This is a genomic window from Arthrobacter sp. SIMBA_036, from assembly GCF_046535135.1.
Classification (GTDB): Bacteria; Actinomycetota; Actinomycetes; order Actinomycetales; family Micrococcaceae; genus Arthrobacter.
This window is the reverse complement of sequence record NZ_JAWRXG010000007.1, coordinates 1-21,565: the sequence shown is the minus strand read 5'-3', so window position 1 is coordinate 21,565 and position 21,565 is coordinate 1. Positions and strand designations below refer to the sequence as shown.

The window sequence follows — 21,565 nt, the reverse complement described above, 5'->3', positions numbered from 1 at the left end:
GGCCCAGCCACCCGCCGTCGAACGTCTCCTTCGTCGTGCGCTGTTTAGGCCTCAACGAGGCTGGTGCCGGCCGACACTTCGGCCGGCACCCCGGGCTCGTTGCGGCCGTAGAGCCAGTCGTTGTACTGGAAGTTGTTATCGCTACGGCTCTTGAACAGCATGTTCCGCAGGACGCGTGCCACGCCGTCGACGTGCCAGGACTCTCCCCAAATCCGCGCGGTCCGCTGGACCCGTGCGGTGCGGGAGGTGCGTGTGCCGTTGAACTGCCGGAACGCAGCCTCCCATGCGTCGGGGTTCACGCCTTGGTCGGTAAAGACCAGGCCGCGGGTGGCGTCCTGGAGAACGGCTGCGTCTTCCAGGGCTTGGCATGCACCTTGGGCCAGGTACTGCAGCATCGGGTGGGCGGCATCGCCAATGAGCGCCATCCGGCCGGAAACCCAGCTATCGATGGGATTGCGGTCGTACATGGGCCAGCGGATGCCCGTGGCCAGGTTCTTCAGGGCTTCCTGAACCGCGGGGATGCAGTCCTTGTAGGCTGCCTGGAGCTCGTCCACGCCACCGTATTGCTCTTCGCCGCGTTCAAACGAAGGGGACTTGAACACCGCCACGGTGTTGAGCAGTTGCCCTTTTCGCAGCGGGTACTGGACCAGGTGGCAGTTCGGGCCGAGGTAGACGATCACGTCTTCCAGGTCCGCTGCGGGAGTTTCCGGTGTGATCGGCACGGTGCCGCGGTATGCCACGTAGGCCGAGTTCACCGGACCATCATTCGAAACGGTACCGCGAAGGGTGGATTTCAGGCCGTCTGCGGCCAAGACGGCGTCGGCTTCAAACACATCGCCCTTGGCGGTGTAAGCGCGGGCCCGGTCGCCGTCGGTCTCCACTTTCTGCACCAGGACGTCGTTCACCAAGGTGACGCCGGCGGCCTGGCACGCCTCAAGCAGGATTCGGTGCAGGTCGCTACGGTGGATGACCACGTAGGGGGCGCCGTAGCGTTCCTCGAATTCACCGCCCAAGGTCTGGCGGGTCAGTTCCTCACCGGTGATAGCGTCACGGAACACCAGGTGCTTGGGCTGGACACCGATTTCCAACGCCTTCTCCAGCAGGCCCCAGCGCTTGAGGACGCGGGAGGCGTTGGGGGCCATTTGCAGTCCTGCACCCACTTCGCCGAAGGCGGGCGCAACTTCGACCAGCGTGACGTCGGCACCGTTTTCGCGGAGCGCCAGCGCTCCGGCAAGCCCGGCCATCCCGCCGCCCACTACCAGGACATCGGTGGACGCTTTGAGGTTAGACATTGGAAACTCCTACTGCTGTTGATTTCTTGATTTTGGTACCGACGGCTGCGAGCAGAACTGCCGCCGCGGCGGCTGCTCCGGCAAAAGCCAGGAAGTTTGAGTTGACGCCCAGACCCGCGGCGAGCAGAAGCCCGCCGGCCTGCGGTGCGGCCACCGCCCCAAGCCGGCCGACACCGAGCGCCCAGCCAAGCGCCGTACCGCGGAGGTGTGCCGGATAGTGGCTGGCCACGGCGGCGATGATCAGACACTGCGTGCCGTGCGTGCCCACCCCTGCGAGCACCAACATGACGTAGACGACGGCGACCGGTGGCCCGGTCACCAGCACCAGCAGTCCAATCATTGCTACGCCCGCTGCCGCGACGGCTGTGGGGATGGGCCCGAACCTGGTACCGGCCCACGCGGTGAGCACTGAGCCCGCCACTGCGCCCAAATTGAGCGCCAGCGCGAATGTCAGGGCTGATCCCAGGTTGTACCCGGCCAGCTGCATGAGGTTGGGCAACCAGGTTCCCAGCCCGTACCAAGCGAAGAGGGTCACCAGGGTGCTGATGGCGAACAGCAGGCTGATGCCCAGATGGGGCGCCCGAAGGAGGGACCGGAATCCCACATCTTCCTTCGCGGTCCCGCCCTTGGCCGCCGTCCCGCCCTTGCCGGGCGCCAGCGTCTCCGGAAGGTATCGGATACCCAGTGGGATGACCACCACCAGGGCGACGACGGCGATTACGAACATCACGGGCCAACCGAAGGCCGGAATGAGCGGGATACCAATGAGAGCGGCGATGGAGCCACCGATGGGAACACCGGACATCATGAGCGTGGCGATGGTGGACCGCCATTTTTCCGGAACGAGCTCGGCTACGAGGGCGTTGGCCGAGGGCACCAGGCCGCCCAAGCCGATGCCCGCCAGCAGCCGTAGGCCGCCGAAGACCGCGGCATTCGGAGCGAAGGCACAAAGAATGGTGAAGGCGGAAAAGATCGCGGCGCAGCCGATGATGGTCCGGCGGCGGCCCCAGGTATCGGCTATCCGGCCGGCAAAGACGGCGCCGACCATCATTCCAACAAAGGCCATGGAGCCGATGGTTCCGGCCGTAGCCTTGGTCAGGCCCCACCCGGTGTCACTGATGAGCGAGCCCTGTACCGTGCCGTAGACGATCAGGTCATAGCCGTCGAAAACGACCAGCAGCCAGCACACCAGGACGGCAAGCACGGTACGCCGGGGAAACGTGGAACGGCCTTCGCCCAGCGGGGCGGCTCGCTGCGGCACTGCAGCGGAAGTTGTGTGATTCATGCCACCACTCTGCTGGCACTCGTACCGCGGCGAACATAAGATTCTGTCATGCAGAATCTTCCCGCCCGTCGAAAGCCCACCTACTCCATTGAAGCGGTGGACAACGCCCTGCAGCTCCTGCAGCTGCTGCGGGACGTGGGCAGCCTGCGCCTCAAGGACGCCGCGGCGGAACTGGGCGTGGCTCCCTCCACGGCACACCGGCTCCTGGCCATGCTGGTGTACCGGGGCTTCGCGGTCCAAGACGAGACGCGCCGCTATGTTCCGGGCCCGGCGATGGGGGCTGGTCCCGCCGGCCTCAGCTGGACGCGGCAACTGCGGGACATCTCCCGGCCACACATGGAGCTGCTGTGCGCACGCACCAATGAGACGGTCAACCTCATGATCCGGGTGGGCACTAAGGTGCGCTTCCTGGACACCGTGGAAAGCACCAACATCCTCCGTGTCGGCGACCGTCAGGGCACCCTCTTGCCGGCACACAAGGCTTCGGGCGGAAAAGCTATCCTGGCGGAGCTGGATCCCGCAGCGCTGGAGCAGCTGTTCCGAAGCCCTAACGCGCAGCTCGCCGGGGACTTCGTTTCCGACGCCGAGTACCCGGCTTTCCTGCGCGAGCTTGAGTCGGTCCGCGCCAACGGCTTCGCCGCGAACTTCGAGGGCACGGAGGAGGGCATCAGCGCCTTCGGGATGGCTTTGCATAACGGTCAGGGCGTGGTGGTGGGCGCGTTGAGCGTGGCTACCCCGGTGGCGAGGTTTCGGCCGCTGTTCGACGCCGGCCTGGTGGGGGTCATGATGGAAACCCGGCGCCAGCTGGAGATGGACATTGCTGCCAACCCGGTGGATGGTTCGGCAGGAAGCTGACCTCCCGTTTATGGCTGGTCCAGCTATAAAATTCTGCCAGTCAGAATATCTTGGATATCACAGCGCCGCACTCCTTATGGTCGAATCCACGCCACAGTCAGTCCGCACGCAAGGAGAAGGCCAGTGTCGATCAGTGCTGAGAACCAAACCCATCAATCCGTAGCGCAGGAACACCACGTTCCCGAGCCCACACCGGAGGAGGCTGCCCAGCTTAAGCAGCTGTACCGGGATTTCGATAAAGAAAACCTGATCCCGCTGTGGGCCGAGATCGCTGACTTGATGCCGATGGTCCCGTCGCCCAAGGCCGTGCCGCACGTCTGGCGGTGGGATGACCTGTACCCCCTGGCCGCTCGCGCCGGTGACCTGGTGCCGGTGGGCCGCGGCGGGGAACGCCGGGCTATTGCCCTGGCCAACCCGGGCCTGGCGGGCACCCCGTACGCCACCCCCACGCTCTGGGCCGCCATCCAGTATCTGGGCGGCCGGGAAACGGCACCGGAGCACCGCCATTCACAGAATGCCTTCCGCTTTGTCGTCGAAGGCGAAGGCGTGTGGACCGTGGTGAACGGCGACCCCGTCCGGATGTCCCGCGGTGATTTCCTGCTGACCCCGGGCTGGAACTTCCACGGCCACCATAACGACACCGACGAGCCGATGGCCTGGATCGACGGCTTGGACATCCCGTTCGTGCACTACGCCGACGCCGGGTTCTTCGAGTTCGGTACCGAGCGCGTCACCGACGAAGCCACCCCGGACATCTCCCGCTCCGAACGGCTCTGGGCCCACCCCGGCCTCCGCCCGCTCTCCGGGCTGGATGACACCACCAACTCCCCCATTGCTGCCTACCGGTGGGAGTACACCGACCGGGCGCTGGCCGAGCAACTGCTCCTGGAAGACGAAGGCCACCCGGCCACCGTGTCGCAAGGCCACGCAGCCATCCGCTTTACCAACCCCACCACCGGCGGCGACGTGATGCCCACCATCCGGGCCGAGTTCCACCGCCTCCGGGCGGGTGCTGCCACGGAAACCGTTCGCGAGGTGGGCTCGAGCGTCTGGCAGGTCTTCGAAGGCACCGGCACCGTAGTCCTGAACGGCGAAACCAAGCAACTGGCCAAGGGCGACCTCTTCGTTGTCCCGTCCTGGACGGCATGGTCCCTCCAGGCCGACGCCGGTTCACACACGGAGTTTGATTTGTTCCGGTTCAGCGACGCCCCCATCTTTGAGCGCCTGAATTTCAACCGCACCTACATCGAAGGACGCACCAAGTAATGAGACTCCTCACCCTGCGCACCGGCTCCGGAGACACTGCAAGCACGACGGCGGTCCGCCAGGACGGCGACACACTCACCGAGATCCCGGGCTTCCCTGACGTCGGTGCCCTGCTGAAGGACCCCGCCTGGGAAGCCACAGCGAAGGCAGCCAACGGCGCAACCCACCCCCTCGACGGCGCCGACCTCGCCGCCGTCGTGCCTTTCCCCGGCAAGATCATCTGCGTCGGCCACAACTACCGCAACCACATCAAGGAGATGGGCCGGGACGTCCCGGAATACCCCACCCTGTTCGCCAAGTACGCCGAGTCCCTGATCGGCCCCAATGATGACCTGGCCCTGCCGCAGGAATCGGACACCGTTGACTGGGAAGCTGAACTCGCCGTCGTCATCGGCAAAACCGGCCGCCGCATCCGCGAAGAAGAGGCTGCCGAGCACATCGCCGGATACTCCGTCCTCAACGACATCTCAATGCGCGACTACCAGTTCCGCACCATTCAATGGCTGCAGGGCAAGACCTGGGAGAAGTCCACCCCGTTCGGGCCCGCCCTGGTCACCAAGGACGAGTTCACGCCAGGGCCGTTGATGACCTCATCCGTGGACGGGGAAGTCCACCAGTCCACCCCCACCTCGGACCTGGTGTTCACCCCGGAATTCCTGGTCTCCTACATCTCCACCATCATCACGCTGAACCCCGGCGACGTCATCGCCACCGGCACGCCCGGCGGCGTGGGCCACGCCCAGGACCCCAAACGCTACCTACAGGAGGGACAAGTCCTGGTCACCACCATCGAAGGACTTGGCCGACTGAAAAACCGCGTGGTCAAGGAAGCCTGATGGTAGCCCGGCACGATCAGACCACTGATGTGGCGCTCCTGGACGCACTGCTACAGGCGCGACGCGGCACGGCCTTCTTCGCGCGGAAGCTGAACGAACTGTCCGATTCAGGGCTCGACGGCGGCACCCTCCTCCCGGGCTGGACGCGCCGCCACGTTGTAGCCCATGTGGGCTACAACGCCCGTGCCCTCGCACGGTTGATCGAGTGGGCCGCCACCGGCGTCGAAACTCCGATGTACCCATCCCCGGAGGCCCGCCACCACGAGATCGAGTTCGGGGCGACCCTATCCCCGATCGCCCTGCGGAATCTGTTCGACCACTCCGCCGTGCACCTGAACGTTGAATGGCGCGACCTCCCCGCGGACGCCTGGCACCACAAGGTCAAAACCGCCCAAGGTCGGACCGTTCCCGCGGCGGAAACCGTCTGGATGCGCACCCGTGAAGTCTGGATCCACGCCGTGGACCTGAACAATGGCGCCACCTTCAACGACGTACCCGCGGCCGTACTGGAGCGGCTCCTCACCGACGTCACCGGCGCTTGGCACACCCGCGGCACGGACACAGGGCTGGTGATCAGGGTGAATGACACGGATTTTTGCTTCGGCGACACCGGCGCCGCGGACCCGACGATCATCAGTGGTCCGCTGCCATGCCTCGTCCAATGGGCAGCAGGCCGTGGTGCCAACGGGGTAGCAGCGTCCGGGCCCGGCGCCGCAACCGGCACCGTCCCGGCACCGCCGTCGTGGATCTGAGCGGCCCGCTCGGTCACCTACCGACCGGGCGGTGTGTGCCGTCCCAAGGCTTTGTCCGTGAACACCCTGTCCATAACCTTGCCCTCGAGGCGGCACAGCTCATTCTGATCCACCGCGCTCACCCGCACGTAGCCAATGCGCTGAGCATTTCACAACTGCCTCCAGTCCTGCACTGTGAGAACGCGTGTCAGCCCTCACCTGGGAGGTCAAGACAGGCAGCGGCCCATGCGGTGATGCCGGCAAGATCGGCCATCGCCTTAAGATCGTAGACACCGCAGTGCAGGATTGTGGCAGCGTTTACCGTCAGGGTCGCCGTTTGGCTCGCAAGTTGGGCTCCGGCGGAGTCGCCGGCCAGAACAATGCGCTGGGCGTCCACCTGCAGATCGGCCGCGTGCGCCCGGATGTAAGCGAGGGCGTCGTTGATGTGATGCACCGCAGAGGGGTACGTGCTCTCAGGGCGCAGAGGGTAGCCGATGCCAATAGTGGTGAAGCCTTCTGCGGCCAGGATCCGAAGATACGGTTCCACGTTGGACTGGGCACCTGAAATCCAGGCTCCCCCATCTATCCATACAATTGTCGGGAGTGGCTCTTCAGAGCCCTGCGGGCTGAAGACGTCGAACGGGGCGCCTTTCTTGTAGGTCACGCTCGTGCCGCGAAGAGACCTGTTCGGCACGTAGGGTGCCATCTCCTCCACCGTTGCTTTTGCCCCACGTTCGAAGACCCAACAGATCAGCAAGGCTGAAGGCCAAGGCGTGGCCCTGAGGGCTGCAGCACCGAGCGCTGCAACAACTATGAAAGCCGAAGCGGCCGCGCTCCCCTTGCGTGCGCCACTGAACTTACTTATGCCGCTGCCTGTGACCCTCGTTTCGCCTGTGCGGCTCGTCTGGCCTGAAGCGGGCCACAGCGCCCGTACAAGACGCGCTCCCGAACGCTCATGTCCGGACCTGAATTTCGGTGCCCCGCTATGACTCCCTCACCTGTCGTCTGGACCAAGGAGCTTTCTCGACAACGATGCTTTCTGGACCAACTGCCTTCTGGACCAACCTGTCTTCTGACCATGCTGGTTTCTCGACCATGCTAATGCTGATGCCCTCGCAGCCACGGGAGGGCCTCCCTAAACGGTGCGCCCGACGTCGAACGGTGGCTCTGTCCGTCCGCGCTTTGGGCCAGGAACAACACCGTTGCGCCAGCGCAAATAACGCGGGACACTTGCCAGAGATATCCGCTGCTGATGGGAGAAACCATGCGTGCACTGGCTGTTACACCCGGACAAAAGGATTCCCTGCACTTGCGTGATGTCCGGGACCCTGCGGAGAACGAGGGAAATGTCCTGGTTGAGTCATTGGCCGTGGGCCTCTGCGGGACGGATAGTGAGATCATCGCGGCTGATTACGGGGAAGCGCCGCCCGGGCAGGACTACCTCGTGTTGGGGCATGAGAACTTGGGCCGGGTGCTGGAGGCTCCCGCCGATTCCGGTTTGGCAGAAGGCGATCTGGTGGTGGGCATCGTACGGCGCCCCGATCCGGAGCCGTGCAAGGCCTGCGCCGTGGGCGAGTGGGACATGTGTCTGAACGGCAAGTACACCGAACACGGAATCAAGGGCTTGGACGGCTTTGCCCGGGAACGCTGGAGGGCCCAACCGCAGGACATGGTGAAGCTGGACGCACAACTGCAGGGCCTCGGAGTGCTGCTGGAACCGACCACCATCGTCGCCAAAGCCTGGGAGCAGATCGGACGGATTGGACAGCGCGCCTTTTTCGATCCGCATGTCACGGTGGTGACAGGGGCAGGTCCGGTGGGACTGCTCGCAGCCATGATGGGAGTCCAGCAGGGCCTGGAGGTGCACGTCTTCGACCTCGTCAAGGACGGCCCCAAGCCGGAACTGGTGCGCAAGCTGGGGGCTACGTACCACAGCGAGCCATTGCCTGAGTCCGGCCTAAGGCCTGACATCCTTGTTGAATGCACGGGTGTTACTCCGGTGATCCTTGACGCACTCAGTTGCCGCGCCCAGGATGCCATCACCTGCCTCACTGGCGTGTCCAGCACAGGGAAACCTGCCAAGGTGGACGTCGGGGCGCTCAACCGTGAGGAGGTGCTTAGCAACGGCGTGGTGTTCGGCAGCGTGAATGCCAACAAGCGCCACTACGACGCCGGCGCCGCCGCTTTGGCGAAGGCCGACCAGGAGTGGCTGGGGCGCCTCATCAGCCGTCGCGTCCCGTTGGGTGACTTCGAGGCTGCTTTCCAGCGCCGGCCTGATGATGTCAAGGTGGTCCTCGACATCACCAGCGAGGGCGGCGGAGGCGCTAAGCCATGACGGCGGAAGAGGCCGGCTCCGAGGATGTCCGGGACCTCAAGTTTTCCTCGGGCGCGCAGTACGAGATCCGATCCGGGCAGCAAATTGCTTGGCTCACCGAAGTTGGCGGAGCCCTTCGTGACTTCCGCATCGACGGCGTTCCCGTCCTGGACGGTTACGGCCCTGACGAAATGTGCACCGGAGCGCGCGGTCAATCGCTCATCCCATGGCCCAACCGGATCCGGAATGGAAAGTATGAATGGGAGGGCCAGCCGTTGCAGCTGGACCTCAGCGAACCTGACAAGGGTGGAGCAATTCACGGGTTGACCCGATGGCGGAACTGGGACGTCATCGAACGGGCTGAGGATGCCATTTCTTTTGTCTACACGCTGCACGCCTGCCAAGGGTGGCCCTGGGTTCTTGATTCCCGGGTGGACTACCACCTTGGACTTGACGGACTGACCGTGCGGACCACAGTGGTGAACCGAAGCGCGTCAGCGTGCCCTTACGGTACGGGCGCCCATCCGTACCTCAGCACCGGAGTGGTCCGGGGCGGCGCCATTGACGCAGGACTGGTCCAGGTGCCCGGCGCAACCTTCTTACCTGTGGATGAACGGGGTATTCCCACCGGACACGAGCGGGTGGACGGAACCGAGTACGACCTGCGGGAGCTTCAGCAACTGGGCACCCGGCATATTGACGTCGCTTACACGGACCTTATCCGTGACACAGACGGACGCGCATGGGTCAAACTGCTGCGTCCTGACCATTCCGGCGGGGTCGGGCTTTGGGTGGATCGGTCCTACCCGTTTCTGGAGATTTTCACGGGCGACGCCCTCCCCCAGTTGAACAGACGACGCGCCGGACTTGGCGTGGAGCCCATGACCTGCGCGCCGGACGCCTTCAACTCCGGCGAGGGGCTGATCACCCTTCAGCCCGGGCAATCCCACACTGCGGCGTGGGGCATCACGCCGACCTGAAGGTCTGCGAGTTGGAGGTCTGCGCGGGGCCACGTCTGGGCATCGGACCCCCTAGGAACCCGGCGCCAACTACGTAGTCGAGGGCCAACTATTGCGTCAGCGCAAGTACTGGAGTTCAATGAAGTCATGGATTGCGGCACCAGGATCCAGTTACTTCACGTGCTGGCCCCCAGGGTAAAGCGACCGTCGGTGGTGCCTTGGCCCCCGGCGGCGGCTGCGAAGGCCTCGAGCGCCGCGGTCAGCGCCGGCCGGCGCCCGGCCGGCATCCTCGACATCACCTCTGCAATGGCCTCCCGGCGGTGGTTCAGCACGGATTCCACGAGTGCTCTTCCTTTTGCAGTCAGCTCGAGCCAAATGTACCGCCGGTCAGCGGGGTCTTCCCTGCGCTCCAGCAGATCAGCTGCCACCAGCCGATCACAGATCCGGGTCGCATTGGAGGCGTGTACACCCAGCTCGGCGGCCACTCCGCCAAGATTTTGCGGTCCGCGGGTGTGGATGCGGACCAGCACTCGCAGCTGGGGGCTGTTCACCACATCTTCAACCTCCGCAACAGAGCTGGCAACGACGCGCAAAAGCGTATCGGCGGCACGCATCATTGCCTCGACTTCCCGACTCGAAACATCCGGGATCTGGTCGGATCCCCCACCTGTATCCATGAGCACCAGTTTGCTCCGATAGTTGCATTCCCGCAAAGCTTTGCCGCTTCACAAAATTTGAAAGCACCTCCCCTGCACGTAAGGAGAATCGTGAAAACACAACTACCACGGGACACAGTGCGCGGCATTGACCGGCTGATTACGAACGTGCAGACCGGACATTTTGAGCGTGCCCTCTCCGCGCTGACAGCGGCTGGCGCATTGGTCACAGCAGCAGAGATTTTCCTCGAACATGACAAGGCCAGCTTCGGTAACAAGTGGATGTGGGCGCCGGTTGTGCTCGGCCCCGTGGGTGCCGTGGCTGGAGTCGCGGGAGTCTTCAGTCGTCGGGCAGCCAAGACTGCCCTTCCCTTGGCCAGCGCAGCGATCATGGCCAATGGTTTACAGGGTACATGGCTGCATCTGCAGGGGATCCGCCAAAAGCCCGGGGGCCTGTCCAACCTCCGCTACAACCTGGAGATGGGGCCACCGCTGTTCGCACCGCTGCTGGTCACCATGGTCGGCGGTATGGGTGTCTTGGCCTCGGTGCTGAGGAGGGAGCCGTGAGCGGTCTGCCGTCGGAAGCGTCCGACGGCGGCGGCCGGTATCCGGGGTTCAGCAGCCTCGCGCAGGCCGGACACTGGGACCAGGCCACCGCCGCCGTCGTACAGGCCCGTTTGGGGCCGCCTCCGGATGTCCGCTTCTTTACTCCAGCCGAGGAAGCTGCAGCCAGGGCCCTTTTGGACATGCTGCTTAACCAGCAGGAAGAGCCAAAGGTGCCCGTGCTGAATATGGTCGATGCCCGGCTGGCCGCGGAGGAGACTGACGGCTGGCATTATGCGGACATGCCCCCGGACGGTGCGGCTTGGCGTGCTTCCCTCGCTGCCTTGGACGATGAGGCGCGGTCCCTGGCGGACTGTCCGTTTGCGCTGCTCGACAAGGAGCAGCAGGGCAGGCTGTTGCAGGGCATCTGTGACCTAAGACAGGAACCTTGGCACGGCCTGCCGGCGGACCGGGTATGGAGCCTGTGGACACGATATGCCTGCACCGCCTTCTATTCCCATCCCCTGGCTTGGGACGAAATCGGCTTCGCGGGACCCGCCTACCCTCGTGGCTACAAAAACCTGGGAGTCGACAAATTGGAACCCTTCGAGGTCCGCGACGTGCGAGCGGATGCCGACCCGACCCATGGAGCTGACCGGTGAGCTCGCTCAGGGAACGTAACCCGTCCGCGTGGCTCCTGCCCACCGGACCAGGCAGCAATACCGGATTGCGGGAAAAGATGCGCCGGTACGCCGATGCGGATGAAGTGGATATCGTCATCGTCGGCTGCGGCGCCGGCGGTGCCACGCTGCTCCAGCGGCTGGCCCGGGCAGGTTGGCGGGCGGTGGCCTTGGACGCAGGGCCCTTCTGGGAACCCGAGCAGGATTGGGTCAGTGACGAAGCCGGCTCCCACCACTTGTACTGGACGGAACCGCGGGTCATCTCGGGGGCTGATCCCGTGCCGTTGGGGTCGAACAACTCAGGGCGGGGCGTAGGCGGCTCGATGGTCCATTACGCCGGATACACGCCGCGTTTCCACCCCAGCGACTTCCGCACCCTCAGCACGGACGGAGTCGGGGCCGACTGGCCGTTGACGTACGAGGAACTCCGGCCGTTGTATGAGGAGATAGAAGCCGAATTGCCAGTCGCGGGGGAACACTGGCCCTGGGGTGACCCGCACCGCTACCCCCACCGTCCGCACCCTGTGTCCGGCAACGGTGAGCTCTTTCTTCGGGGTGCACAGGCATGCGGGATCACCGCCAAAGTGGGGCCGGTGGCCATCGCCAACGGCCGGTTCGGCAACCGACCGCACTGCATCTACCGCGGGTTTTGCCTTCAAGGGTGCAAAGTCAATGCCAAGGCCTCGCCCCTGATAACCCACATCCCCGACGCGCTGGGCCAGGGCGCCGAGGTGCGCCCGGACTCCATGGTCACCAGGATCGAGATCGATGAGCACACCGGCATGGCAACGGGCGTCGAATACCTGCGCGAGGGCGTCCAAAGGTTTCAGCGCGCGCGCATGGTGGCTGTGGCAGGCTACTCGATCGAGACCCCGCGGCTGTTGCTCAATTCGACGTCGCAGCGTTTTCCGGATGGACTGTGCAACGACTTCGACCAAGTGGGCCGCTACCTCATGGTCCAGGGCGCACCACAGACAGCCGGGAGGTTCCAGGCCGAGGTGCGGATGTGGAAGGCTCCTCCCCCGGAAGTCAGTACCGAAGACTTCTATGAGACAAATCCGGAGAAACCGTACAAGCGCGGATTTTCCATCCAGTGCGTATCGCCGTTGCCCATTACCTGGGCGGAGCACGTGGCTGCGCAAGGCCATTGGGGAGCCACGCTTCGCCGATATATGAGCGACTACCCGCACTGGGCATGCCTGGGCGCACTGTGTGAGTTCCTCCCCCTCGAAGGGAACCGCGTCACGCTGGCGGACGAAACGGACCACAACGGCATACCCGTGGCCTCCTTCAGCTACAGCCAGTGCGAGAACGACAGGCACCTGATGTCAGCTGCGCAGCAGGTCATGGAGCAGATCCTCACTGCCGCTGGGGCGGAAGAGGTGATCACCATTAAGAGGTATGCCCATCTTGTGGGCGGTGCCCGCATGGCCGCCACAGCGCAGACCGGCGTGGTGGACCGGAATTGCCGCACTTTCGCAGTACCCAATCTTCTGGTCACTGACGGCAGCGTCCTGCCCACACAAGGCAGCGCCAATCCGGCACTGACCATCATGGCTGTGGCGGCGCGTGCCGCCCGCATCCTGGTCAAGGGCGCCCGCAACGGCGTGCCGACAAGCACGAAAGGAGCATGATCATGGCAACAACCGTGGCTGACTACCTTCTCTCCCGGCTGGGCGAGTGGGGCGTGGACAAAGTGTTTGGATTTCCGGGAGACGGCATCAACGGGATTCTCGCCGCCTTCGGCAAGGCCGGCAACCAGCCGAAATTCATCCAAGCCAGGCACGAGGAGATGGCGGCCTTCGAAGCGGTGGGCTACGCCAAATTCTCTGGACGGCCTGCTATTTGCATGGCTACCTCCGGGCCGGGAGCAATCCATCTGCTCAATGGACTGTACGACGCCAAACTGGACCACGTCCCTGTGGTGGCCATCGTAGGCCAGATAGCGCGGAGCGCCATGGGCGGCTCCTATCAGCAGGAAGTCGACTTGTTGAGCTTGTTCAAGGACGTAGCCTCCGACTACGTCCAGATGGTCACGGTCCCGGAGCAGCTGCCCAACGTGATTGACCGCGCCATCCGGATCGCGGAGGCGCAGCGGGCTCCCACGGCTGTCATTATCCCGTCGGATGTGCAGGAGCTCGAATACGCAGCGCCCACCCACGAGTTCAAGATGGTTCCCTCCAGCGTGGGAACCCGTTGGCCGGCACTCGAACCGGCCCCCGAAGCAATCCGGGGTGCTGCGCAGCTGCTGAACGAAGGGTCCAAGGTGGCCATTTTGATCGGTCAGGGTGCCCGCGGTGCGGCCACGGAAGTGCAGGAAGTGGCAGAGCTGCTGGGAGCGGGCGTCGCCAAGGCACTCTTGGGGAAGGACTCGCTGTCCGACGAACTTCCCTACGTCACTGGTTCCATCGGTTTGTTGGGCACACGGCCCAGCTACGAAATGATGCGTGACTGTGACACCCTGCTCACCGTGGGCTCCAGTTTTCCTTACACCCAATTCCTGCCCAAACCCGGCCAGGCCCGCGGCGTGCAGATCGACGTGGATCCGAAGATGATCGGGCTGCGCTACGCCAATGAGTTCAACATCGTGGCGGACGCCGGGGCCGCGTTGCGGGCATTGATTCCCCATTTGGACCGTAAGAGGGACCGGTCGTGGCAGGAGGAACTGAAGTCCTCCATCACCCGCTGGTGGGAGACAATGCATGACGAAGCCATGGTCAGCGCCAATCCCATCAATCCCATGCGCCTGTTTGCCGAGCTCTCTACCCGGCTGCCCGATAACGCCATGCTGAGCGCCGACTCGGGATCCTCGGCGAACTGGTACGCGAGGCAGTTGAAATTCCGTGGCGAGGTCCGTGGCTCGCTGTCGGGGAACCTGGCCACTATGGGACCCGGTGTCCCCTACGCCATCGGTGCGAAGTTCGCGTATCCGGACCGGCCTGCCATCGCCTTTGCCGGTGATGGGGCCATGCAGATGAACGGCCTCGCCGAACTGATTACCATCAAGCACTACTGGCGGGAGTGGACGGATCCCCGGCTGGTGGTGGCCGTCCTGCACAACGACGACCTCAACCAGGTCACCTGGGAAATGCGGGCCATGGGTGGAGTACCGGCCTTCAGGGAATCCCAGGAACTACCGGACGTCGACTACGCCGGTTTCGCCGAAAGCCTGGGGTTGCAGGGCATCCACGTGGACAACCCCGACGACGTGGGGCGGGCCTGGGAGACCGCCCTTGCCGCGGACAGGCCAACGCTCCTTGACGTCCGCACCGATCCCGACATCCCGCCCATCCCGCCGCACGCTACCTTGGAGCAGGCACGGAACACCGCCGAGGCCATGCTCAAGGGAGACGACAGTGCGTGGGGCGTGGTGAAGGAAGGCGTCAAGACCAAGATCCAGGAGTTCCTGCCACATAAGGAGCGATGACCAGTGGTATTACCAAAAATGGCGGCGGCCGATGCTCCTATCACCGCTGTCCAGGCTTCGGCATACACGGTACCCACAGATGGGCCGGAAGCGGACGGTACTTTTAGCTGGGACTCTACGACAATGGTGCTGGTCCAAGTCGCTGCGGGCGGCAAGACCGGCCTCGGGTGGTCTTATGGTCCGGCGGCGGCCATGGCCTTGGTGGAAGAGTTACTGGGTCCCGCCGTCTGCGGCGTGGATGCCATGGACGTCCCGGCCGCCGCGGCAACGATGGCCCGGACGGTGCGCAACATGGGAAGAACCGGACTCGCGTCTTACGCGGTCTCGGCCATCGACTGCGCCCTTTGGGACCTTAAGGCCCGCCTGTTGGACTTGCCGTTGCATAAACTGCTCGGTGCTGCGCGGGACAGCGTCGCGGTCTACGGAAGTGGCGGTTTCACCACTTATACCGACGAGCAATTGAGGAGCCAACTGGAGGGCTGGGTCCAGTGTCAGCGGATTCCGCGAGTAAAGATCAAAATCGGCCAGGACGGCGGAACGAACGTCCAGCGCGACCTGGAGCGCATCCGCCAGGCGCGCGCCGTCGTCGGGCGTGGCACTGAACTGTTCGTCGATGCCAACGGTGCCTACACGGCAAAGCAGGCGATCCGCGTTATGCGTGAGGCTGCTGACCAGGAGGTGACATGGTTCGAGGAGCCGGTCTCAAGCGACCACCTGTCCGGCCTCCGGGCCGTGCGGAACGCGGTGGACGCGGACGTCGCCGCCGGAGAATACGGAACAGGCCTCCCCTATTTCCAGCGCATGTGCGCCGCCGATGCCCTCGACTGTCTGCAGGCGGACGTCAGCAGGTGCGGTGGCATCACGGAATGGTTGCGGATAGCCGCCGTTGCGGCCGCCCATGGCCTTGAAGTCTCCGGCCACTGTGCGCCCCACTTGAGCACAGCCGTCGCCGCCGCGACCCCGAACTTCAGGCACTTGGAATGGTTCCATGACCACGTTCGGATTGAGAGTCTTTTCTTTGACGGAACGCTGGATCCCGACGGCGGTTCGGTAACGCCTGGGGACGGCTCGGGCAACGGATTGTCGCTACGTACCGCTGAGACCGAAAAATACCGGGTCCGCTGACCGCCGGCTGTCCCCAGACAACGGCACCAGACGGCGAAGAATGACCGAAAGGAAACCCATGAACACCGACCCGAACAAAGCAGCCCCGAACAACGCAGCCGCGAACAACGCAGCCGCGAACAATCCTTCCAGCAAGGACCCCGAAGCCGACACGAAGCTGCAGCTACAGCTTGCTATCTTCGATGTCGCGAAGGGCGCACAGGGTAAGAGCCTGGAGACCATCATGGCGAGCCTGCGTTCGGCCTTCGCGGCCCGTGGCGTGAAGTCGCCGCCCACCACCTGGCTTGAAGCTGTCGCGTCCTCGGCCTCCTACGGCACGCCCTACATAGTGGATCTACCGGCAGCAGTTGCCGCAGATGCAGTGAGAACCTGACACTCGCCGGAACGGGTCATTCCATCGCCGAGCAGCACAGACGCCACCATCAGCGACGGAGCCTCAGATACCCGGCCTGAAGTTCAGCGATCGTGGCCCAGCCTTGAAGTGAAATCAGAACCCGTACAGAGGCTCCGCCGCGAAGATCGCCGTTGCAGATCATGGATTCGACTGACCGGGCCAAGGCTGTGAGGCGTGTCGCGCCGACCATGACGGATGACACCCTGATGCTGATGACAGTTTACAGCTTCCATCGAACCGAGAATCATCGAGGTGACCAACATGTCGCTTCCCTGTGGGATGAACTGCGAACGATCGCCAAGTAAAAGAGGCCAACCTTGGGGTTGAGCAAAGTGGACAGTGCCCCTGCGGCAAAACCGGCCGCGTTGCTGCGCTGAGAGGCATCGTCCTCCTCCCTGGTTTCCAACGTGCGTTTTGCCGCATTCCTCGTCTTCAGGAAGGAGGAAATACCTAAGTACAGCAGGTAGACGCCACCCGCGATCTTGAGCCAGCGGAACACCTCTGCGGGTTGCTCCAGGATCGCCGCCAGACCGACGCCGACTAGGGCCGCCCACGCAAGGGAAGGAACCGCCGAACCAGCCCGGCAGCGATCCCGGCCCCGGGCCGGATGAGGGCAAAGCGCAGCACCAGGAACGTGTCTGGTCCGGGCCTAAGCGACAGGATCAGGCAGAGTCCAACGAAGGCGATGAGGGAAGAAGCGGTCACAGTCACGATTATCCATGCCCGCACCTCCTCGCCGAAGGGCCGCCAGCACCGATACCAACCGATGACAGGGTATGTCAGGGCTCGGTTGGGCGCACCATTCGGACGTAATTCTCTGCTACACCCGGGAGCGGTCCAGTAAGACCACGAAAGGCAAACAGGTTCCTCGCGCGTTATCCGCCACAATCTTATTGTCGGCATTGATCGGGTCCACGCGTTACCGCACAACCGCGTCCTCGAGGTGAAGCACCAACGACGACGGATTCGATGAGACGTTAGCACTGAGCCGTTGGAGAGTTTCTACCAAAGGCATCCAGGGAGTCCCCAAGTTTTTCGATAATCTCTGTCTTGCATCAAGGTGCCTACCGGTCCAGCTGCAACATTGTCTGTTCAACAAGGGCACACCCCAACCTGACGACCGGGACACTTTGTCCTGGCCTTCTTTTGAGAGGAGCTTAGGACTCAACCTGACAGGACGACGGTTGGAGGCGGCGGTGGCAGGACAACGGATCGGGTACGTCCGAGTAAGCACTCTTGACCAGAATGAGAAACGCCAGCTCGAAGGCCAGGTTCTGGACCGAGTCTTCACGGACAAGGCCTCCGGCCGGGACACTTCCAGGCCGGCGCTTACGGAGTTGCTGCGGTTCGCCCGGGATGGGGACACCGTGGTCGTGCACAGTATGGACCGGCTCGCGTGGAACCTCGATGACCTGCGTGCCCTTGTCCAAGGCCTCACCCGCAAAGGTGTGCGGGTGGAGTTCGTCAAGGAGAGCCTGGTCTTCACAGGTGAGGGCTCCCCCATGGCCAACCTCATGCTCTCCGTCATGGGCGCCTTCGCCGAATTCGAACGCTCCCTCATCAGGGAACGCCAGCGGGAAGGCATCGCCCTCGCGAAACGGCGAGGCGCCTACAAAGGACGGAAGAAGACCCTCCCGCCGGAACGGGCAGCGGAACTCGTTCAGCGCGCCGGCACCGGTGTTCCAAAAACCCTCCTGGCCCGTGATTACGGGATCAGCCGGGAGACCGTCTACCAGTACATCCGCCACGCAAAGTTGGAGTGATCCGCTCCCCTTCCTGCACCGTCGATGTGCCATGGTCTGCACGACCATTGCTTTACAGAATCGCAATTATCGGCAAACGTACAAAATGAAGAGAGTGTATAGTTTGCAAAGTTTTTCTGTAGATTTGGTCCATGAGCGAGATGACCCTGACTTCAGCGCGCACGCACCTTGCCGAGGCCGTGGATGCCGCAAGGATGCAGCACGATCCTGTGTGGCTGACCAAGCACGGCAGGCGGCTTGCAGCGGTAATCGACGCCGGAGACCTGGATCGGCTGTTGCAGGCGGCCGAAGATCTGGAGGATCTCCGCGCGGTCCAGGCCGCGCGCGAAGAACGCGCGGCCAGTGCAGTGCCCATTCCGTGGGATGAGGTCAAGGCGGATCTGGGCCTGCTGTGAGTTTCGAGGTCCGGGTTGAGCAGGCAGCACTGCGGCAGCTGCGTAAGCTCGATCCCCAAGCTAGGCAGCGGGTCGGTGCGGCCATCGAACTGCTGTCGGAGAATCCCCGGCCGCCGGGGGCGAAGAAACTTGTCGGAGGCGATCGTGAATGGCGGGTACGGACCGGTGGCTACCGGATCATCTACGGAATCCACGACAACGTTCTAACCATCGTCGTCGTGTCCGTCGGAAACCGCAGGGACGTTGACAAGAAACGCTGAGGATCCCGGGCCTGGCCCACATAGGCCTCATACGGCGAACCAGCTGTCAGTTGGTTTTGAACAACTCTGGTCCGAGGTCCACTCGCCCTAGTCGAACCTCTATTGTGGGCTCTTTCTCGTGGACAGGAGAGGGTCTCTAAGGAGGGGCTATGAGACTACGGTAGTCCGTTCCCGATTCTGTCCATTCGAGCGCTGGCGGAAGCTTCGATGGCTGGGAATACCCACGCCCATCGAATATAAATCAACCGGACCGGGCTCACAGCGGCCTAAGACCCCGAGTCACCAAAAGCCGGGGCAGTTCCTTGCGGGGGCTGACGCTTACGAACCTGTAGGGTTCCGAGCGGGCGGTCCACTTGAATCTCGTACTATCAAAATCGATTGCGGAGTCGTCTGGCCTGTGACCTGGTGCGGCCCCGCGCTTATCAAGACTTCGGCGCATATGGATCCGAGGGCAGCGAGGTCCGGACGTACGGTAGTTAGCGGAGGACTGAAGTACTTGGCACCAGGTTGGTCGTTGAGACCCACCACGCTCATTTCTTGCGGGATATGAATCCCGTTCACCTGCAATCCGTTGAGCAGGCCAAGAGCCATCTGATCGTTGGCGGCGACTACACCGGTCAACTCACGGCTCCGAGCCAAATCACATCCCGTAATGTAGCCACTTTGTGCGCTCAGGTCTCCCTCAATCACGGCACTTGAATCGAGGCCGGCCGCCTCCATTGCCTGATGCCATCCGGCCTTCATGGCGTCTGAGACAAGTCTGCCGTTCGGGCCCGATAGGTAGCCGATACGCCTGTGGCCTTGTTGGACTAGGTGCTCAACCCCCAGCGCAACGCCCCGTCTCTCCCAAGCATGGCCTGAGCCGTTCCGGTCAGTGAGAGTTACGACGGGCACCCCAAGGCTTAGTCGCTCTAGTGCCGTCTCGTGGAGCTGTAAATCAAGAATGATTGCCCCAACCAGGGACTGTCCGGATAATTCAAGAAGCTTTTGTTCAATGGCCCTAGAAGGGGTTCCTACCTGAAACCCCCGCAGCAAAAGGAAGAGACCGGCCCGGCGCGCCGTTGCCTCTACCCCTTCCAAGGCCATCAAGCTTCCGTAGTCCATCGGTTCAGGCGCTAGGACGAGGATGGTCGTTTTTTCCCCCGTTCGTAGATTCCTGGCCGTTAGGTTTGGGTGATAGTTCAGTTCTGTGATCGCACTTAGTACCCTCGCGCGAGTAAGCTCACTGACATTGGGGTGGTTATTAACGACGCGGGAGACGGTTTGGTGTGATACCCCGGCCGCGCGGGCGACGTCTTTTATCTGCAGCGCCACCTTACGGATCTTCGTTTCGAAAGTGCCGTTCCTTGTTTCGAGGTGAGGGTCGAGTTTCATTCGGGTTGCTCGTTGCTATGGAGGTCCGGCACTTACCGCACAGTTTGTAATCGTGCTCATTTTCGTGTCCTGATGAGGAACGTCGAAGAATCGGATGTCCGGGTTCTTGGGCCCGAGAAAACCTGTTAGCCTGCCGCGTCGAACTCAAGATTGAATTGCATTTTTTCCTGTCCTGCTGTGATCCATGCCTTAGCGATTGCAACGTCAGAGATGTCCAGTTTTGTTGGCCGTCGGCTACGCATGGATTAGTCCGCTGGCTCCCTCCTGATCGTCCAGAAGGCACCGAATATTCCTTGGTTAGTCCTCGATCGCCTCCAAGAGCCTGACCCGGGCCGACTGATTTTTCCTCCGGGCAGAACCTGAAGCCGCTCGTCCCCATTGAGGAAGCGCCCCTTCTGCCAACCCTGCTTCGTTAGCCACAACTCACGGACCAAGTCGACTTCGAGCTCCGATCCTTGACGGTACCCGTGGCTTTGGATTCGGGGCTCATACTGTGGCCCTTCCTTTTGCCGTATATTTTCGTGAAACGAGCCCTCCCGTCCAGGGCGGTTGCGACAGGTTCTGCCGTCGACACCCTTTCTCTGGCGGCAATGACGCCTCCGGGGGAAACTGCCCTCTGGTACTAACAGCCACTTTCAACAGCGTCTGCCTGATCGGAGTCGCCGCGCCATGTGCTCGAGGGCTTCGTTTACGGGCTCGAAATCTTTGGAGAGGTTCAGGAAGCCATGGAGGACTCCCCTGACCATGACCTGCTCAGTATCGACGCCAGCGGCGGCAAGCGAGGCGCTGAACGCCTCACCGGACGCCCGTAAGTCGTCGTATTCTGCATTGAGTACCAGTGTTGGCCCTAACCCTGTTAGGTCGGTACCCCCGGGCACGGCGTACGGGGAATCTTGCGGGCGCGTTTCACCCAAATAGTTCTCCCTGGTGGAGCGGTGAAATTCCGGAGGTATTTTCAGGCAAGGCGGCAACTCCGCGCGTGCAGCCTGGAGCGATTTCGACGGGGCGGGGAGGTCAAAGTGCACGTTTGGATATACCAGTATTAGGTGCTCGGGCAACCAGTCACCTTCGTCCCGGAGGCGCAATGCCGCGGATGCGGCCAGGTGGCCGCCGGCACTGGCGCCTCCCAGAGAGACGGAACGAATGCCCAGATACTCCAGATTGTTTCGGACCCAGTGAACAGCAGCGACCACGTCGTCCAGGGGGATGGGGTAGGTGATCCCGTCAACGGCCAGCCTGTAGTCCACGCTCACCACTACTGCTCCTGCACGGGCGGCTAATTCCCTGGCCGTCCAGTCAGCTTCGTTCATGTCGAGGTCGCCGAACTTGAAAGGGGACTGCTGAAGGTTTAGTTGACAGCTGGGGTTGATATTTTCTTACGTGGCTGAGGCCGCGTTTTTTATTGTCTCA

General features: G+C 63.1%; 24 protein-coding genes and 1 pseudogene. 15 read left to right on the top strand and 10 right to left on the bottom strand.

Going from position 1 to position 21,565, the window contains the following annotated elements:
• Positions 1-44: 44 nt before the first annotated feature.
• Together SB659_RS10820 and SB659_RS10815 are read right to left on the bottom strand one after the other, a co-directional pair.
• A complete protein-coding gene (locus tag SB659_RS10820; protein WP_410550408.1) occupies positions 45-1,292 on the bottom strand; it encodes an FAD-dependent oxidoreductase in 1,248 nt (415 codons plus the stop codon).
• Positions 1,285-2,577: an MFS transporter gene (locus SB659_RS10815; RefSeq protein WP_284976816.1), complete on the bottom strand. Its 1,293-nt coding sequence runs from the start codon at positions 2,575-2,577 to the stop codon at positions 1,285-1,287. The genes SB659_RS10820 and SB659_RS10815 overlap by 8 nt, the downstream gene beginning before the upstream one ends.
• 48 nt (positions 2,578-2,625) lie before the next feature.
• Here SB659_RS10815 and SB659_RS10810 point away from each other — a divergent pair, with 48 nt between their 5' ends.
• The 4 genes from SB659_RS10810 (at position 2,626) to SB659_RS10795 (ending at position 6,286) form a co-directional block, all read left to right on the top strand.
• Complete coding sequence (locus SB659_RS10810) at positions 2,626-3,432, top strand: IclR family transcriptional regulator (RefSeq protein WP_410550407.1); 807 nt, start codon at positions 2,626-2,628, stop codon at positions 3,430-3,432.
• Between the two features lie 123 nt (positions 3,433-3,555).
• A complete protein-coding gene (locus tag SB659_RS10805; protein ID WP_410550406.1) occupies positions 3,556-4,698 on the top strand; it encodes a cupin domain-containing protein in 1,143 nt (380 codons plus the stop codon).
• On the top strand, positions 4,698-5,534 hold the full coding sequence (locus SB659_RS10800) for a fumarylacetoacetate hydrolase family protein (RefSeq protein WP_410550405.1): 837 nt from the start codon (positions 4,698-4,700) through the stop codon (positions 5,532-5,534). The genes SB659_RS10805 and SB659_RS10800 overlap by 1 nt, the downstream gene beginning before the upstream one ends.
• Positions 5,534-6,286 (top strand): maleylpyruvate isomerase family mycothiol-dependent enzyme, encoded by a 753-nt coding sequence (locus tag SB659_RS10795; protein ID WP_284978653.1) that lies wholly within the window; start codon positions 5,534-5,536, stop codon positions 6,284-6,286. Before SB659_RS10800 ends, SB659_RS10795 begins: the two co-directional genes overlap by 1 nt.
• A gap of 32 nt (positions 6,287-6,318) precedes the next feature.
• On the opposite strand, the pseudogene SB659_RS10790 reads toward SB659_RS10795, so the two are convergent.
• Together SB659_RS10790 and SB659_RS10785 are read right to left on the bottom strand one after the other, a co-directional pair.
• Positions 6,319-6,423: pseudogene (locus tag SB659_RS10790) on the bottom strand (recombinase family protein); the annotation flags it as partial.
• A gap of 50 nt (positions 6,424-6,473) precedes the next feature.
• Entirely contained in the window at positions 6,474-6,959 is a 486-nt protein-coding gene (locus SB659_RS10785) for an alpha/beta hydrolase (protein ID WP_410550404.1), read from the bottom strand.
• Between the two features lie 570 nt (positions 6,960-7,529).
• Between SB659_RS10785 and SB659_RS10780 the strand changes: the two genes are divergently transcribed.
• Together SB659_RS10780 and SB659_RS10775 are read left to right on the top strand one after the other, a co-directional pair.
• Positions 7,530-8,600 (top strand): glucose 1-dehydrogenase, encoded by a 1,071-nt coding sequence (locus SB659_RS10780; protein ID WP_284978652.1) that lies wholly within the window; start codon positions 7,530-7,532, stop codon positions 8,598-8,600.
• The gene (locus SB659_RS10775; protein ID WP_284978651.1) at positions 8,597-9,559 is read left to right on the top strand and encodes an aldose 1-epimerase family protein; all 963 of its coding nucleotides are present in this window, start codon (positions 8,597-8,599) and stop codon (positions 9,557-9,559) included. Before SB659_RS10780 ends, SB659_RS10775 begins: the two co-directional genes overlap by 4 nt.
• A 155-nt stretch (positions 9,560-9,714) precedes the next feature.
• Here SB659_RS10775 and SB659_RS10770 read toward each other — a convergent pair whose 3' ends face one another.
• Positions 9,715-10,215, bottom strand: a complete 501-nt coding sequence (locus SB659_RS10770; RefSeq protein ID WP_410550403.1) for a MarR family winged helix-turn-helix transcriptional regulator — start codon at positions 10,213-10,215, stop codon at positions 9,715-9,717.
• Positions 10,216-10,305: 90 nt separating this feature from the next.
• Here SB659_RS10770 and SB659_RS10765 point away from each other — a divergent pair, with 90 nt between their 5' ends.
• Genes SB659_RS10765 through SB659_RS10740 form a run of 6 tightly spaced genes read left to right on the top strand, consistent with a single transcriptional unit; the run spans position 10,306 to position 16,342 of the window.
• Entirely contained in the window at positions 10,306-10,761 is a 456-nt protein-coding gene (locus SB659_RS10765; RefSeq protein ID WP_410550402.1) for a hypothetical protein, read from the top strand.
• Positions 10,758-11,399 (top strand): gluconate 2-dehydrogenase subunit 3 family protein, encoded by a 642-nt coding sequence (locus SB659_RS10760; protein WP_410550401.1) that lies wholly within the window; start codon positions 10,758-10,760, stop codon positions 11,397-11,399. The genes SB659_RS10765 and SB659_RS10760 overlap by 4 nt, the downstream gene beginning before the upstream one ends.
• Positions 11,396-13,051: a GMC family oxidoreductase gene (locus SB659_RS10755; RefSeq protein WP_410550400.1), complete on the top strand. Its 1,656-nt coding sequence runs from the start codon at positions 11,396-11,398 to the stop codon at positions 13,049-13,051. Before SB659_RS10760 ends, SB659_RS10755 begins: the two co-directional genes overlap by 4 nt.
• 2 nt (positions 13,052-13,053) lie before the next feature.
• Entirely contained in the window at positions 13,054-14,844 is a 1,791-nt protein-coding gene (locus SB659_RS10750; protein ID WP_284976804.1) for a thiamine pyrophosphate-requiring protein, read from the top strand.
• Between the two features lie 3 nt (positions 14,845-14,847).
• A complete protein-coding gene (locus SB659_RS10745; RefSeq protein ID WP_410550399.1) occupies positions 14,848-15,969 on the top strand; it encodes an enolase C-terminal domain-like protein in 1,122 nt (373 codons plus the stop codon).
• A 58-nt stretch (positions 15,970-16,027) separates the two neighbouring features.
• Entirely contained in the window at positions 16,028-16,342 is a 315-nt protein-coding gene (locus tag SB659_RS10740) for a hypothetical protein (RefSeq protein WP_410550398.1), read from the top strand.
• A gap of 49 nt (positions 16,343-16,391) precedes the next feature.
• Here the strand turns inward: SB659_RS10740 and SB659_RS10735 are convergent, their stop codons facing one another.
• The 3 genes from SB659_RS10735 to SB659_RS10725 are packed head-to-tail and all read right to left on the bottom strand — an operon-like array spanning position 16,392 to position 17,074.
• Complete coding sequence (locus SB659_RS10735) at positions 16,392-16,553, bottom strand: hypothetical protein (RefSeq protein ID WP_410550397.1); 162 nt, start codon at positions 16,551-16,553, stop codon at positions 16,392-16,394.
• Positions 16,554-16,607: 54 nt separating this feature from the next.
• On the bottom strand, positions 16,608-16,883 hold the full coding sequence (locus SB659_RS10730; protein ID WP_284978866.1) for a LysE family translocator: 276 nt from the start codon (positions 16,881-16,883) through the stop codon (positions 16,608-16,610).
• A 20-nt stretch (positions 16,884-16,903) separates the two neighbouring features.
• Entirely contained in the window at positions 16,904-17,074 is a 171-nt protein-coding gene (locus tag SB659_RS10725; RefSeq protein WP_284978645.1) for a hypothetical protein, read from the bottom strand.
• Between the two features lie 485 nt (positions 17,075-17,559).
• Here SB659_RS10725 and SB659_RS10720 point away from each other — a divergent pair, with 485 nt between their 5' ends.
• The 3 genes from SB659_RS10720 (at position 17,560) to SB659_RS10710 (ending at position 18,781) form a co-directional block, all read left to right on the top strand.
• Positions 17,560-18,126: a recombinase family protein gene (locus SB659_RS10720; protein ID WP_410550396.1), complete on the top strand. Its 567-nt coding sequence runs from the start codon at positions 17,560-17,562 to the stop codon at positions 18,124-18,126.
• A 131-nt stretch (positions 18,127-18,257) separates the two neighbouring features.
• Positions 18,258-18,521, top strand: coding sequence for a type II toxin-antitoxin system Phd/YefM family antitoxin (locus SB659_RS10715; RefSeq protein WP_410550395.1), 264 nt, complete (start codon positions 18,258-18,260; stop codon positions 18,519-18,521).
• On the top strand, positions 18,518-18,781 hold the full coding sequence (locus SB659_RS10710) for a type II toxin-antitoxin system RelE family toxin (protein ID WP_410550394.1): 264 nt from the start codon (positions 18,518-18,520) through the stop codon (positions 18,779-18,781). Before SB659_RS10715 ends, SB659_RS10710 begins: the two co-directional genes overlap by 4 nt.
• 318 nt (positions 18,782-19,099) lie before the next feature.
• Here SB659_RS10710 and SB659_RS10705 read toward each other — a convergent pair whose 3' ends face one another.
• Both SB659_RS10705 and SB659_RS10700 read right to left on the bottom strand, forming a co-directional pair.
• A complete protein-coding gene (locus tag SB659_RS10705; RefSeq protein ID WP_410550393.1) occupies positions 19,100-20,155 on the bottom strand; it encodes a LacI family DNA-binding transcriptional regulator in 1,056 nt (351 codons plus the stop codon).
• A 635-nt stretch (positions 20,156-20,790) separates the two neighbouring features.
• On the bottom strand, positions 20,791-21,525 hold the full coding sequence (locus SB659_RS10700) for an alpha/beta hydrolase fold domain-containing protein (RefSeq protein ID WP_410550548.1): 735 nt from the start codon (positions 21,523-21,525) through the stop codon (positions 20,791-20,793).
• Between the last annotated feature and the right edge of the window lie 40 nt (positions 21,526-21,565).

Excerpts from the sequence above, each read along its gene's own strand:
- SB659_RS10820 (WP_410550408.1), bottom strand. The coding sequence starts at position 1,292 with ATGTCTAACCTCAAAGCGTCCACCGATGTCCTGGTAGTGGGCGGCGGG.
- SB659_RS10815 (WP_284976816.1), bottom strand. The coding sequence starts at position 2,577 with ATGAATCACACAACTTCCGCTGCAGTGCCGCAGCGAGCCGCCCCGCTG.
- SB659_RS10810 (WP_410550407.1), top strand. The coding sequence starts at position 2,626 with ATGCAGAATCTTCCCGCCCGTCGAAAGCCCACCTACTCCATTGAAGCG.
- SB659_RS10800 (WP_410550405.1), top strand. The coding sequence starts at position 4,698 with ATGAGACTCCTCACCCTGCGCACCGGCTCCGGAGACACTGCAAGCACG.
- SB659_RS10795 (WP_284978653.1), top strand. The coding sequence starts at position 5,534 with ATGGTAGCCCGGCACGATCAGACCACTGATGTGGCGCTCCTGGACGCA.
- SB659_RS10780 (WP_284978652.1), top strand. The coding sequence starts at position 7,530 with ATGCGTGCACTGGCTGTTACACCCGGACAAAAGGATTCCCTGCACTTG.
- SB659_RS10775 (WP_284978651.1), top strand. The coding sequence starts at position 8,597 with ATGACGGCGGAAGAGGCCGGCTCCGAGGATGTCCGGGACCTCAAGTTT.
- SB659_RS10770 (WP_410550403.1), bottom strand. The coding sequence starts at position 10,215 with ATGGATACAGGTGGGGGATCCGACCAGATCCCGGATGTTTCGAGTCGG.
- SB659_RS10750 (WP_284976804.1), top strand. The coding sequence starts at position 13,054 with ATGGCAACAACCGTGGCTGACTACCTTCTCTCCCGGCTGGGCGAGTGG.
- SB659_RS10740 (WP_410550398.1), top strand. The coding sequence starts at position 16,028 with ATGAACACCGACCCGAACAAAGCAGCCCCGAACAACGCAGCCGCGAAC.
- SB659_RS10735 (WP_410550397.1), bottom strand. The coding sequence starts at position 16,553 with ATGGTCGGCGCGACACGCCTCACAGCCTTGGCCCGGTCAGTCGAATCC.
- SB659_RS10715 (WP_410550395.1), top strand. The coding sequence starts at position 18,258 with ATGAGCGAGATGACCCTGACTTCAGCGCGCACGCACCTTGCCGAGGCC.
- SB659_RS10705 (WP_410550393.1), bottom strand. The coding sequence starts at position 20,155 with ATGAAACTCGACCCTCACCTCGAAACAAGGAACGGCACTTTCGAAACG.